Origin of the sequence: Capsulimonas sp. (assembly GCF_039929585.1) — a bacterium.
Taxonomy (GTDB): domain Bacteria; phylum Armatimonadota; class Armatimonadia; order Armatimonadales; family Capsulimonadaceae; genus Capsulimonas.
Genome location: NZ_JBDSQY010000315.1, coordinates 25,054 through 39,030 on the forward strand (window position 1 = coordinate 25,054; position 13,977 = coordinate 39,030).

11 protein-coding genes are annotated in these 13,977 nt (G+C 61.7%); 5 read left to right on the top strand and 6 right to left on the bottom strand.

The genetic code is table 11. The features are described from left to right. Nucleotides 1–18: 18 nt before the first annotated feature. A complete protein-coding gene (locus ABIZ35_RS24200) occupies nt 19–909 on the bottom strand; it encodes a glycosyltransferase family A protein (RefSeq protein WP_348222498.1) in 891 nt (296 codons plus the stop codon). Between the two features lie 62 nt (nt 910–971). Continuing rightward, the gene (locus tag ABIZ35_RS24205; protein ID WP_348222499.1) at nt 972–2,213 is read right to left on the bottom strand and encodes a glycosyltransferase; all 1,242 of its coding nucleotides are present in this window, start codon (nt 2,211–2,213) and stop codon (nt 972–974) included. 190 nt (nt 2,214–2,403) lie between these two features. Between ABIZ35_RS24205 and ABIZ35_RS24210 the strand changes: the two genes are divergently transcribed. From ABIZ35_RS24210 to ABIZ35_RS24220, 3 genes are all read left to right on the top strand, one after another. Further along, a complete protein-coding gene (locus ABIZ35_RS24210; RefSeq protein WP_348222500.1) occupies nt 2,404–3,183 on the top strand; it encodes an MBL fold metallo-hydrolase in 780 nt (259 codons plus the stop codon). 197 nt (nt 3,184–3,380) lie between these two features. Continuing rightward, the gene (locus tag ABIZ35_RS24215) at nt 3,381–4,112 is read left to right on the top strand and encodes a DUF1559 domain-containing protein (protein ID WP_348222501.1); all 732 of its coding nucleotides are present in this window, start codon (nt 3,381–3,383) and stop codon (nt 4,110–4,112) included. A 153-nt stretch (nt 4,113–4,265) separates the two neighbouring features. After that, a complete protein-coding gene (locus ABIZ35_RS24220; protein WP_348222502.1) occupies nt 4,266–6,512 on the top strand; it encodes a GH92 family glycosyl hydrolase in 2,247 nt (748 codons plus the stop codon). A 162-nt stretch (nt 6,513–6,674) separates the two neighbouring features. Here ABIZ35_RS24220 and ABIZ35_RS24225 read toward each other — a convergent pair whose 3' ends face one another. The 4 genes from ABIZ35_RS24225 to ABIZ35_RS24240 all read right to left on the bottom strand — a co-directional run bounded on the left by ABIZ35_RS24225 (nt 6,675) and on the right by ABIZ35_RS24240 (nt 10,105). After that, nucleotides 6,675–7,679 (bottom strand): ABC transporter ATP-binding protein, encoded by a 1,005-nt coding sequence (locus tag ABIZ35_RS24225; RefSeq protein WP_348222503.1) that lies wholly within the window; start codon nt 7,677–7,679, stop codon nt 6,675–6,677. A 336-nt stretch (nt 7,680–8,015) separates the two neighbouring features. Next, the gene (locus tag ABIZ35_RS24230) at nt 8,016–8,993 is read right to left on the bottom strand and encodes a sigma-70 family RNA polymerase sigma factor (protein WP_348222504.1); all 978 of its coding nucleotides are present in this window, start codon (nt 8,991–8,993) and stop codon (nt 8,016–8,018) included. Beyond that, a complete protein-coding gene (locus ABIZ35_RS24235; protein ID WP_348222505.1) occupies nt 8,990–9,742 on the bottom strand; it encodes an SDR family oxidoreductase in 753 nt (250 codons plus the stop codon). The genes ABIZ35_RS24230 and ABIZ35_RS24235 overlap by 4 nt, the downstream gene beginning before the upstream one ends. Nucleotides 9,743–9,838: 96 nt before the next feature. Next, on the bottom strand, nt 9,839–10,105 hold the full coding sequence (locus tag ABIZ35_RS24240; RefSeq protein WP_348222506.1) for a hypothetical protein: 267 nt from the start codon (nt 10,103–10,105) through the stop codon (nt 9,839–9,841). 191 nt (nt 10,106–10,296) lie between these two features. Here ABIZ35_RS24240 and ABIZ35_RS24245 point away from each other — a divergent pair, with 191 nt between their 5' ends. Both ABIZ35_RS24245 and ABIZ35_RS24250 read left to right on the top strand, forming a co-directional pair. Beyond that, on the top strand, nt 10,297–12,492 hold the full coding sequence (locus ABIZ35_RS24245) for an RICIN domain-containing protein (protein ID WP_348222507.1): 2,196 nt from the start codon (nt 10,297–10,299) through the stop codon (nt 12,490–12,492). A 78-nt stretch (nt 12,493–12,570) separates the two neighbouring features. Next, nucleotides 12,571–13,977 (top strand): TIGR03790 family protein (locus ABIZ35_RS24250; protein ID WP_348222508.1); only part of this gene is annotated, 1,407 nt, incomplete at its 3' end.

The following is a 13,977-nucleotide window of genomic DNA, read 5'->3' on the forward strand; positions in this document are numbered from 1 at the left end:
ATATCCGAGGTTCGGCTTTTATGTGGGCAGCGCCGATTTCAAGAGGCTCTTGAGGGCGTGGAGCGGGGAGACACGCAGGGCGAGAATAAGCGCTTCGCGGGCGGCGTCGCCGTCATCATGGCGCAGGGTGCGGGAGGCCTGGATGAGTTGGTCGGCGTAGTATCCCTGAACGTGGCGCAGCAGTGCGCGGCGTTCCGAGGCCGAGGGGCGGCCAGGAATGTCCATTTCCATGTAGCGAGCGGTCATCGGAGCGATGTGGATGTACGATCGATAGAGCGTTTGTGGGGTGGGGCGCTCCGGCAGGCGGTACAAAACCATCTCCTCCGGTGCGGCGGCGAAGAGGAATCCGGCGAGGATCGCGCGGCAGAAGTAGTCGAGATCCTGGCCGCGCAGCAGGGCGGGGTCGAACTCGCCGACCTTGGCGTACACGTCCCGGTGCATCAGGATGGCCGAGGGAGTGATGCTGTCGCGCAGAAACGCCGCGCAGGTCAGCGGGCCATGGGAAAGGTCCGGTCCAGTCCATTTGCGCAACGGGGTTAAGCGCCAATCGCAGACTGTGGCGGCGGTCCAGACGCAGCGCGCCTCGGGGTATTCCTGGGAAAGCGACAGGCAGCGCGCGATCTTGCCGGGCAGCCACACGTCGTCATCGTCCAGAAAGGCGAACCACTCGCCCTTCGCCGCGCGCATTCCGGCATTGCGCGCCGGCGAGGATCCGCGCTCCTCGCTTGCGAGCCGCAGCACGCCGGGGTAATCTGTCGCCAGCATTTCGAGCGTTCCGTCCGTCGAACCGTTGTCGATGACGATCGTTTCGATCTCGACGCCTGGGGCATTCTGCGCCGCGACGCTGTCCAGCGCCTGCCGCAGCAGCGCTTTGCGGTTTCGAGTGGGGACAATAACGCTAATCAGCATGGGATCTTTCTTAACGTTCTGTCACCGAATGCCGGGGACGCTCGGGAAGGTCTGTGCGCGGCTCAGTCCGTTCGGATCTGCCGCCGCACATGTCCGATCTTCGGGTGCGATTTGTTCGCCGCATGGGAGCGCGCGTACATGGTTTCCATCTCACCGACCATGCGGGCGGCGGTGAATTTTTCCAGCACACGGCGGCGCCCCGCTTCGCCGTGCCGGCGCGCCAGATCCGGCTGGCGCAGGTAGCGCAGCGCCGCCATCGCCATCGCGGGGGCGTCGGAGATCGGGACGAGCGCGCCGGTGACGCCGTCGGCGATCACCTCGGACACGCCGCCGGAATCCGTAGCCACCACGGGCTTCTGCATCGCCATCGCTTCCGCCAGAACCAGTCCGAACGGCTCGAATACGGAGGAGAGCACGAACACATCCATCGCCGCCAAGCAGCGCGGGATGTCCGTGCGTCGTCCGGGGAAATGGGCGCGGTCCGAGATGCCGAGCGCGGCCGCCAGCGCTTTGTACTGCGGCAGACTTTGGCCGTCGCCCACCAAAAGAAAGTGCGTTTCGGGCGCGGCGTCCGCGATCAAGCGCGCCATGCGCAGAAAATCATCGACGCCCTTCTGCGGGTCCATCCGCCCAACGATCCCCACCAGCGGAACTCCCTCCGGCAGCCCGAGCATCCGCCGTGACTCCTCGCGGTCGAGATGAGGATTGAACGCTTCGCATTCGATGGCGTGGCAAATGACTCGGATCTGATCCGGAGCGCGGCCCGCCATCGCAATCTGCGAGGTGCGGCTGCTGTGGGAGGAGGTGGTGAAGCCGGTCACGAACGCGCGATCGAACGCGCGTCCCGCATCGCGCGCCGCGCGGCCCAAGCGCGTGCGCTGGGAGCCATGAATGGTGATGAATACCGACTTGACGCCCGCGAGGCGAGCCGCCAGGACGATCGAGCGCGCGCCGACCCCGCCCAGCACCTGCGCGTGCAGCACGTCGATACGCCGCGCTTTTAGCATCCGCGCAAGACGCGTGACGATCTGAGGAGACACGGAGGGCGACCACGGCGTCATCAGCCCCGTCCGAATAATCTCCGCGCCGCACGCCTGCACATCGACGACAAAAGGATCGATGTCTGGAGCGTCCGAGCAGATCAAGAGGGGAGTAAAGCGCGAGCGGTCCAGCCCGCCGATAAGCATGGCGAGCCAGCGCTCGACCCCGCCGAGGGCGTAGCTTTCCGTTGCAAACGCCACGCGAAGCGGCGCGGCGGATTGACGAACTCGATCAGGGACGGCGTGGTAGTCAAGTTCAAGCATAGCCTGGGTATGGGAAAATAATGCTGGTAAAGCAAGCGACCATATTCCATTCCATCATACCGCAAGTTTTGAAAACTTAAAGCAAGCAAGCTTACCAGTAATTTATTTAATTTACGACGGTAATTATGCCCGCCGCCGCCTGCGGGAGCGTTTGGTCCGCCCGCTCTTTCCCATCGGGTACAATAGCCGTATGAGAGTCACCGTCCTGGGCAGCGGCACGTCGCACGGCGTGCCTGTGATCGGCTGCGACTGCGCCGTCTGTACATCTCCCGACCCGAAAAACAAGCGGCTGCGGCCTTCGATCGTCGTCACGACGGACTCGGGGGAGAAACTGCTGGTGGACACGCCGCCGGAGATGCGCATGGCGCTGCTGGCGAACCCGATGTCCCGGCTGGACGCCATCCTTTACACGCACTCGCACGCGGACCATATCTTCGGCCTCGACGATATTCGCGTGTTCAATTATCGCCAGACCACGGCGATCCCGATCTACGCTGAAACTTCCGTGCTGGACGATATTCAGCGGATCTACGAGTATATCTTCAAGATGACCCCCGTCGGCGGCGGTAAGCCGCAGGTGGAGCTGCATACGCTGACGCCGGGGGAGCCGCTCACCCTCGGGGGCCTTAGCGTGCTGCCGATGCGCGTCTTTCATGGCCGCCTGCCGATCCTGGCATATAAGTTCGGTGCGAAGTTCGCCTACGTCACGGATGTCAGTGCGATCCCCGCCGAGACGCTGCCCCATCTTCAGGATCTGGATCTGCTGATGCTCGACGCCGTGCGCCGCGAGCCGCATGAGACGCACTTCCATCTCGACGCCGCCCTGGAAGTCGTCGCCCAGCTGAAGCCGAAGCGAACGCTGCTCACGCATCTTTCCCACGACTACGACCACTGCGTCGTCAATGCCGAGCTGCCGGCCGGAGTGGAGCTTGCGTACGACGGTCAGACCATCGATCTTCCCTCAGCCTGACCGCTCCCAATGCCCCTAAGCACGTCTGCCGGAAACCCCGGTAATTATCCCTATTGATTTTCCGCGCATTTCCCATAATGTTATTATTGACGAGCAACGCGAGATATCGTAGCAGCCTGTCTAAAAATGGTAAAAAAACCTGTACATCCGCTCTGTGAGCTATGGTATAGATTCTTATGTAAGGGAGCAAGAAATCGATGAAACGAAGTGGTTTTACTTTAGTTGAATTGTTAGTCGTGATTGCGATAATTGCGGTTCTTTCCGCAATACTATTCCCCGCCTTCGCTAAGGTGCGCGAAGGAGCGCGCCGCCAGGCCTGCGCCAGTAATTTGCGCCAGATCGCACTTGGGATCAGCCAGTATATCCAGGACAACGACGAGGCGTTTCCGGCCAGCTACCGGAACTATGTCGGCACATGGCGCTATGTGATCTATCCCTATGTGAAGAGCACAAAGGTCTACAAATGCCCCTCGAACCCAAACGTTGAAATGGACACGGGACTGAACACCGTCGCCGCCTATCCCGGCAACCTGCAGTTTCCAACATCCTATGGATCGAACTCCTCCGGCGGCAACGTCACGGAAGACTACGGACTGATTCCCATGGGCGCCAACCGTTTCACCACCGTTTCCCAGGTCCAGCGCCCCTCGTCGCTGATCCTGCTCACCGAGACCACCCGCTATAACCCTTCGGGCATCAGCACCGGCAAGCTCGAATACGATCTCTACGCCGGGCACGGCGGCTATTCGAATTATGTCTTCGCGGACTGCCACGTCAAGGCGATGAAGCCCCTGGCGACCTGCGGTCCAAACAACACGAACAGCATGTGGGTTATGTACGACGACGCCACTCCCTGCGCCGTCACCGGTGGCCTGCGCAACACCGGTACGCTCGGTGAGCTGGCGCTCGTGGAGAAGAAGTACAACTAATCGTCATTGGCCAATCGACGACGATTTCCCAAAGTCCGGTCGCGCAGCGCTGCGCGACCGGACTTTTTTGCGTCGCATTCGATACAAGATCGTCGCCTTTGCGCATTTACTTTTTACTGGATTTACATTAGTATGGTGCTTATGCGCATCTTAATGAACACCCACCGCGTCGCCGGCCTCGCGGCGCTCCTACTGGCCGGCTTCGTTCCCGCCGCCCACGCGCTCGATCCCGTGGACGCCATCGATCCGACCATCGGAACCATCACCACCAGCGCCAGCGAAGCCTGCGGAAAGACGTTTCCCGGCCCCGCCACGCCCTTTGGTCTGGTCCAGCTTAGCCCCGACACGATCACCGGCGGCGACAACGGCAGCGGCTACTCGGCCGAGATGACAACGATCGAAGGCTTCAGCTTTCTGCACATGAGCGGGGTGGGGTGCTACGGCGATTTCGGTAACCTGCAAGTGATACCGGAGACTGGGGCGCTGGTCACGGGGCGCGACGAGGCCCGAAGTCCGTTTCGCAAGGAAACCGAAGTCGCGAAGGCGGGATATTACGGCGTCACATTAGATCGGTACAAAGTCAAGGCTGAACTGACGGCGGCGGCGCACGCGGGGATGCTGCGCTTTACGTTTCCCGCCTCGGCCGAGAGCCGGATCAAGGTCGATCTGACCCGCAGGATTGGCGCCAAGAGCGACTCGCGGTCGTCGTCGCAGTGGGTGCGTCAGGTCGATACCCGAACCGTCGAGGGCTGGATGCGCTGCGATCCAAGCGGCGGCGGCTGGGGCTGCGGTCCCGGCCCCACCTACACGGTCTACTTCTCCATGCAGTTCGCCAAACCCGTGCGCGCATTCGGAACCTGGGACGGCGCCGATGTCTCACGCACGCTCAAGCAGCGCGCGGGGACACACACCGGATTCTTCGTCGAGTTTCCCACCAAAGCGGGCGAGCAGATCGCGGTGAAGTCTGGGATCTCGTTCGTCAGCATTGAGGGCGCCCGCGCCAATCTCGTCCATGACATTCCCGGCTGGAGCTTCGACGCCGTGCGCAGGCAGGCCCGCGCCCAGTGGGCGTCGGCGATCCGTCGCGCGCGGATCGACGGCGGTACGGACACGCAGCGACGCATCTTCTACACGGCCCTCTACCACACGATGCTCGACCCGCGCAGCGTCTCGGACGTCGACGGCTCCTACATCGGCGCCGACCATCTTCCCCACAAGGCCAAGGGCTTCGTCTACCGAACCATCTTCAGCGGCTGGGATGTTTTTCGGGCCGACTTCCCCTTGCAGACGATCATCAACCCCTCGCTCATCAACGATGAGGTCAACTCCCTGCTCCAGATCACGGACTTCGGCGGCACCCTCGGCCTGTCTCGCTGGGAGCTGATGGGGACGGACACCGAAACCATGGTCGGCGATCCCGGCCTGAACGTCATCTGCGAAGCCTATCTCAAAGGCATTCGGGGCTACGACGTCTCCAAAGCCTACGCCCTCGCCCGCGGCGTCGCGCTCGGGCCAAACAACCAATCCAACCGCAATGACTTTGCTCACTGGACCAAGCTCGGCTACTGCGCCGACGGGAACTCCCTCTCCGAGACATTGGAAAACGCCTACTCCGACTACGCCCTGTCCCGATTCGCATCCGCCCTCGGCAAGACCGACGACGCCCAGCGTCTCGCCAAGACCGCGCAAAACTACCGCAACATCTTCAGCCCCGACGCCGGCTGGTTCCGAGGCCGCAATCCCGACGGCTCCTGGATGGCCGAGGGCGCCGGCTGCGTCGAAAGCAACCCGGAACAGCAGGGCTGGTTTGTGCCTCAAGACGTCCCCGGCCTGATCGGCCTCGTCGGCGGTCCGGACAAGTTCAACGCCCGTCTCAACAAACTCTTCGAGAACACGCCGCCCGACCAGATCATGCGCTGGAACAACTTCTACAACCACTCCAACGAACCGGTCCACCAGTGCGCGTTTATGTTCACCTACGCCGGCGCCCCATGGCTGACGCAAAAGTGGTCCCGCTACATCTGCGAGAATGCCTACGCGACCGGCCCCGGCGGTCTCGACGGCAACGACGACGTCGGCCAGATGTCCGCCTGGTACGTCCTGGCGTCTGCCGGCCTCTACCCCGTCAGCCCCGCCAGCGGCGTCTACATCCTCGGCAGCCCCGTCTTCGACAAAATCACCCTGCGCCTGGACCCCAAGTACGCCAAGGGCAAAACCTTCACCATCTCTGCCGCGAACAACTCGGCCCAGAACGTTTACGTGCAGTCGGCTACGCTGGGCGGCAAGCCATTGACGCGGGCTTGGATTACGCATGAGGAGATCGCGAGGGGTGGAATGCTGGCGCTGACGATGGGGCCGGAGCCGAATAAAAAGTGGGGAGTGGGGGAATTGCCGAAGTAGGAGGCCCTCATCCCAGCCCCTTCTCCCAATTCTGGGAGAAGGGGAGCCAGAGTTTTTGTGTTAGGACTTGAAATCAAATATCTTAACTTGAAATCTTAATCATAAATCTGACTCCCCCTCTCCCAGAATTGGGAGAGGGGGCCGGGGGGGGTGAGGGCCGCCTTATCCCGCCGTAATCTCCAGCATCGGCAGCGTCGCCGCGAAGTGGCACGCCGATGCATGCCCAGGCTCCCCATTCTCAAACTCCGCCAGCGGCGGTTCTTTTTCGGCGCAGATGGCCTCGGCGAACGGGCAGCGGGTGCGGAAGCGGCAGCCGGAGGGGAGGTCGATGGGCGAGGGGACGTCGCCTTCGACTTTGGGGGTGTTGGCTTTGACGCCGTCGATGCTCGGGATCGCCGCAAGCAGGGCGCGCGTGTACGGGTGACGGGGATTTTCGTACAGCGCATTGGCCTCGGCGATCTCCACGATCTTACCCAGGTACATGACCGCGACGCGGTCGCTCACTTGGCGCACCGCGCCCAGGTCGTGTGCAATAAAAATGAGGGCGACGCCCATGTCCCGCTGGACCTTCTGGAACAGGTCCAAAATCTGCGCTCGGATCGAGACATCAAGCGCGCTCACCGGCTCATCGGCGACGATCAGCTTCGGGCGCAGCGCGAGCGCCCGCGCGATTCCGATCCGCTGCCGCTGACCGCCGCTGAACTCATGCGGATAACGCGAGATGGATTCGGCGGGAAGCCCAACCAGCCCCAGCAGCCGAGACACCTCTTCCTTCACTTCCGATTTCGGTACAATTTTGTGCGCCAGCAGCGGCTCGGACAAGATCGCGCCGACATTCTGCCGTGGGTCCAGCGACGCGAACGGATCCTGAAACACAATCTGCATCTGCGTCCGGTTGCGCCGCAAAGTCTCACGCGGCCACGTCAGAACATCCTCGCCTGCGAACACGACCGTCCCGCCCGTCGGCTCGATCAAGCGCAAAATACATCGGCCCAGCGTCGACTTCCCGCACCCCGATTCCCCAACCAACCCCAGAGTCTCCGCCGGGTTCAGTGTCAGATCGACCCCATCAACGGCGCGGACCTGATCCACAACATGCGTGAACGGACCCGTCTGGCGAGAAAGAGGGTAATGCTTGGTGAGATTGGTAACTTCGAGGAGTGGCATGGTGGGATTATGATACCCGGTGCGGGGAGGCCATTTCACCGTTGTCCAACGGTATCTTGGCTCCAATGGTGGTGCAGGAGGCTCGTAGAGGAGGTTAAGCGGCCGTGTAAGAAGCCAGCGGTTAAAACCGCGCCTACGAGATCGCAGTAGTCCCCCTGCGGGGACTACAGAATCCTTGACGGCGTCGTCTTAAAATACCGTTCTGCTAAACGATTCCGTGATCGATAATGTAACCCACGCAGGTGGGTTTCTGCGATCTCGTAGGCGCGGTTTTAACCGCCAGTCGAATCGTGTATTTTGCCAATTCATTCGCGCAAAATGCATCAAGCGTCGTCCTCAAAGCCCAAACGCCGGAAACAGCCCCGCGCCGGTCGGCGGGACGAACGTAGTAATCTTCGCGATTGTATCCTCTTGGAGGTCGAGTATCTGAATCGAGTGCGGGCGCCAGGGCGCGTCCAGCTCTTTGCCGCGAACGTAGATGGCGAACGCGGGACGGCCGTTTGCCGAAGTCCGAACGAGCCGAAAGTCTCCGTAGGATTTGGAGGTCCAGGCCCAGGCGACGAACGCTCGGATGGCGTCGCGTCCAAAGTACCACTCGGTCCATGGCGGCATGCTGAGAACGGCGTCTTCTCGGAGAACGGCGGCGAATTTGTCCAGGTCTTTGATCTCCCACGCCTCCATATACCGATCGAGCAGCGCGTTTTGGGAGGCGCTGGGCGCGGCGACGGCGCGTTCGGCCGGCATCGATTTGGCGAGCGTCGCGCGGGCGCGCTGCAGGGCGCTGTTGACGGCGGCGGTGGACCCTTCGAGCAGCGCGGCCGTTTCCGACGCCGGCCAGCCCAGGACATCACAAAGCAGCAGCGCGGCGCGCTGGCGCGCTGGGAGATACTGAATCGCGGCGATGAACGCGAGCTCGACGGACTCGCGCATTTCATAACGCGCGTGCGGTCCCGGCGCCGCATCGGCGACATTCTCCCAAAGGCGGTCGGGATACGGCTCCAGCCAGGAAATCTCCATCGCCGCGCCGCCCAGGGGCATCCCCTGGGCAGGCAGGCCGAGGACCTCGGGCAGGACGCGGCGCGTGCGGGCGCGGCGTGACAGGGCGTTGAGGCACGTGTTGGTCGCGATCCGATAGAGCCAGCCCCGCGCCGACCCGGCCCCTGTGTACTGGGCGAAGCCCGTCCAGGCGCGCAGGTATGTCTCCTGAACACAATCTTCGGCGTCGTGGAGCGACCCCAGCATCCGATAGCAGTGCAGGTGCAGCGCGGGCCGATGCCGCTCCGTCAGGTCTTGAAACACGTCGCGATCCGTCATGGCGCTGGGTATGGCTCCACTCCCTTTCCGGAGACGACAAACACGCCGCCAGTCCACTCGGTCGGATTCGTCACGATCCCGACCAGCGCTTTCGCATAATCCTGCAGCGTCAGAGGGAACTCCATGCCCTGAATAAAGTCGGCTTCGGCGATCCCCAGACGCGATGCGTATCCCGCCACGCCCGCCTTTCCGATGTCCGTTTCGGGCATGAGCCGCCCCGGCGCCAGCGCCACGAATTTTATGCCCAGATCCGCGCGGTCCGACTCGCTCTGGCAGTAATCCGCCATAAACATCTGCATCCGTTTCGCTCCCGCGTAGCCGCCCGAAATGGTCGAGCCGCCGACAGCCGCTCCGCTCGAAACCAGGATCACCATCGCGCCTGGCGCCAGAGGCGCCCGCAGCGCGGCTCGACAGAACAGAAAGGACAGTCGAACATCTGTGTTCCAATTGCGCGAAAACTCGTCCCACGTCTGCTCGTGGATTGGCCCGATAGGCGGGATTGCGCCGGCGCAAAGCACCAGCACATCCGGCCGCATGGCCTCGAAGACATGGTCCGGCGCATCTTCGTGTGTCGCGTCCAGCGACAGAGTTTGGACACCCGAAATCTCTCTCACGGTCTCCTCCAGCGAATCCCGCCGCCGCCCGACAGCCAGCACTTTCGCCCCTTCGCCCCTCGCCGCCGCCACGATTACCCGGCCCAGCCCACGGCTTCCGCCAATCACCACGACATTCTTGTTTTCAAGCTGCATTGGAATCATTGTCCCTTCACGCGATGTGCGCTCATTTTCTAGGACAATTCCCGGCAGGCAAACTCATCGGTCGCGAATAATCATATTCCTATGGGATTACCGCTCCTGATCCGCGCGCCAGCGGGCGATGTTGTTTTGCATCTCCTCGTGCTCGCGCTCCCGCTCAGCGAGCTCCTCGGGATCGTCGATGGGCGCTTCGCCGCGCAGGGCGCTGATCTGAGCGGCCGTGGCGCGCGGCGGCTGCGGCGGAGCAAGCTGGGCGATCAGGCGGCGCAGGAGATCCTCCCGGCTGATCCCTTCGGACTGCGCCCGGGTATCGAGGAGCGTCCATTCTTCGTCGGTCAGGTCTAGCGTGACGGTCATCGTCAATCTCCAATATTCTTCTTGACACGTGAATAACTCTAGAGTATAATGAACTCGCACGGAGTTTCGTGTCTGAGCACCCGGATATTATATCCGGTGTTTTTGCATTGATTGCAATTCAGATGCGCCCGCGACGGTGCGGCTGTGAGCGAAGTATTCAGTGGCGGTTCTGTTGACAAAGGAGTGATGTTGTGAAGAAGATTATTGCTATACTGGTGTGCATCGGCGCGATCGTCGCCGCATCCGTGTTCTTCGCCGCGCCGGCGCGGGCGCAGTTCAGTTCGGGCGTTTTGTATCGATTGGCCTGCAAGACGGGCGGAAACTATCTGGACAACGGTGGGTCGGTGACGCTGAGTGCGAATATGGGCCAATGGTCGAATGTGCCGGGCAACGCAAACCAGCAGTGGAGGTTTATCAGTCTGGCGGGCGGCAAGTGGCAGTTGATTTCGGCGACCAGCGGCATGGCTTTGGATAACGGCGGCTCCACCACGAACGGCGCTGCGGTGAAGCAATATACATCGTCCACGAGCAATAACAATCAGGCGTGGACGATCAACAGTGCGGGCGGCGGATACTATCAGCTTGTCTGCGCCTCCAGCGGTAAGGCGCTCGACAATACCGGATCGACGTCGAATGGCAGCGTGGTATGGCAATGGGACGCCAATCTATCCAATGTGAACCAGCAGTGGCTGATTACTCCCGTTCAAATCGGCGCCGCGACTCCGTTTGTTTCCTATGAAGCCGAGAGCGGGACGCTGGGCGGCGGCGCGACAACCACAGCGCTCACATCGGCGCCGACCACCAAGTTCACCAGCCCGCAATTGGAAGCGTCGGGGCACGCCTACGCGCATCTGGCGGCGAATGGACAGTATGTGCGCTGGACCAATAACACCGGCCAGAACATCAGCGCCATCAACGTGCGCTACTCGATCCCGGATTCGGCGGGCGGCGGCGGGATTACGTCCACGCTCAATCTTTATGTGAACGGGACGCTCCGCCAGGCGATCAACGTCAACTCCAAACAAACGTGGGTTTACGAGACGGACGCCAACTACGATGGCTTCAATCAATCGCCTTCGGCCGGCAATCCGCATATCTTCTGGGATGAAGCGCATACGTTCATCAGCGGCGCCGCCGTCGCTCCGGGCAGCACGATCACGCTTCAGAAAGACGCGGCGAACTCGGCGTCTTACTATAATGTCGATGTCGTCGATCTGGAGGCGCCCCCGGCCGCGCTCACGCAGCCGGCGAACTCGCTCAGCATCGCCAGTTACGGCGCGGTGGCGAACAACAGCGGCGTGGACAGCCGCACGGCGATCCAAAATTGTATTAATGACGCGCAGACACAGGGCAAAAGCGTCTGGATCCCCACGGGTGTCTTCTATCTGAATGGAACGTCGGGTTTGTCGGCGAATGGGATCACGATCCAGGGCGCGGGCATGTGGTACAGCACGATCTACTACAATCCCACGCTTCCCGCCGCGTCCACGAACAATGTGATCCAGCCGAATTCCTGCACGCTCAAGAACTTCGCGATCGACGGCAACGCGGTATCCAACAACGCGGCCGGCGGCAACGGCGGCGCGATCAATATCAAGGGAAGCAACTGGCTGATCGACAGCCTTTGGATCCAGCATGAGGGCGCGGGCGTCTGGGCGGATGGAACGAACGGTCTTGTCCAGAACTGTCGCCTCGGCAACACCTGGGCCGACGGGATCAACCTGAACAACGGCAACACCAACAATGTCGGCAACAACCTGACCGCGCAGAACAATTTCGTTCGTGGCTCAGGTGACGATGGCATTGCGATCAACGACGATTCGACCTCGCAGCAGATGACCTCGATCACGGTTCTGAACAACACCGTCGTGGCGCCCTGGTGGGCGAACAATATCGGCATTTACGGCGGGACCAACGACTTCGTCGCGAACAACCTCTGCACCGACTCCGTCAAGGAGTACGGAATCAGCGTCGGCGTCTTCACGGGGAACGGCTCGCCGGGCTCGCTCCTTACGGCCTATATCGAAGGCAACACGATCCTGCGCGGCGGCAGCTATGGCTACGCAATCAAGTTCCCCGGAATGGGCGTTGGCGTCTCCGGAACGACCTCGTCCGTGCAGAACGTCACGGTCTGCGGCAACACGATCTCGGGCTCGATGTTCGACGGCATGAATGTCTACTCCGGAACAAACATGGGCATTTACTATAACAACATCGCGTCGCCCGGCCTCGCCGGAATCGTCATCGACGCCGGCGCGCATGGGAACGCCTCGTTCATCGACGACATCGTGCAGGGGCTGAACGCCGGCCAGCCCGCCTACGCCAAGAACGCGCCCGCCGCGAACTTCTCGACCAGCGGTTTCGGCAATATCGGCTTTACACCCTAAAGGAGGAAATACGATTGGCCGGGCGCAATATAACCATAGAGTATATTCGCCCGGCCAACGGAAGGTTTGCAACGCTCCATGATATCCTCTGTTCGCAATTTTGTCCTCGTCATCACCGCCGCAATCGCGATCTGCGCCCCGGTTCACGCGCAAAGAAAGCCGAGCGAGGTGCTGCTCGTTTACAACGCGGCCAGTCCGATCTCCACGGCGGTGGCGAAGGATTATGAGGCGAAGCGACATATCAAAAACGTCGTCGCCGTCCAGTGCATCGATTCGGCGGTGAAGACGGAGAACGAGACGATTTTGATCGGCGATTACACAGCGCAAATCGCAGGTCCTATCAGCCAGTACTTGGCGAAGCATAAGAAGATCGATTTTATTGTGCTGACCAAGGGCGTTCCCGTTCGTGTCCGCGATGGAGAAACCGGTGAGCGCGAGGGAGGGCAGGGGCCGATGATGCCGTCGCTCGATAGCTATCTGGCGGCCATCGATTACCCGCGAATTCCCGGCGCGCTCAAGGCGAACCTTGCGGGATCGGGCACGGTGGGAACGGGATGGGTGAACCGATACTATCATACGTCGGAGCCATTCTCGCACGCGAAGTTCGGCGGGTATCTCGTGACCCGGCTCGACGGCTACACGCAGGCGGACGCCATGGGGTTAGTCACGCAGGCGCTCGAAGCAGAGAGCGGGGTTGGTAAAGGCGACATTCTCTTTGACATCCAGCCGGACTTCGGCCTGGGCGACAAGACGAATTTTCCGCTCGTGACGCCCAGTTTGAACGTCACCGAGGAAGAACCCTGGGGCGATTGGTTTGGCGACATGCTGCGTATGAACGATATCCTGGAGGCGTCGGGCGTTCCCCATTTCACCGATCTGACACAGAAGTTCATCGGAAATAAGATGGACCTGCTGGGATACTTCTCGTACGGCAGCAACGACAGCCACTACGACGGGGACGCCTACCAATCGCTCCGTTTCGCCCCGGGCTCGATGGTCGATACTGCTGTGTCCACCGGCGCCCGCACGTTCATGCCGACCTCGGGCGGCCAGTCGCTGATCGCGGACCTGATCGCCCACGGCGCCACCTGCATCCAGGGCTACGCCGGCGAGCCGATTCTCGACGGCATCTCGTCGCCGACTATCGATCTGACGCACTACCTGTCGGGCTACACGATGGCCGAAAGCTTTTACGCCGGGACCAAATACATCGGCTGGGAAGGCGTCTGCGTCGGCGACCCGCTTTGCCGCCCCTACGCCGGCCGCAAGCTCGTCATTCCCACGCTCGCCGCAAGCTTTACGGATTCTCACGGCGACCTCAAAACCGAAGATTGCCGCGAAGGCGGCCGGAACGTCGGCTCGATCTCCCAGGGGGATTCTCTGTCCTACGCAGGCGTCGATTGGACGCGCAAGACCGAGTTCATCGTCCGCACCGCCAGCGGAGGGCCGGGCGGCGCGATCGAACTGCATCTGGACACTCCCCGG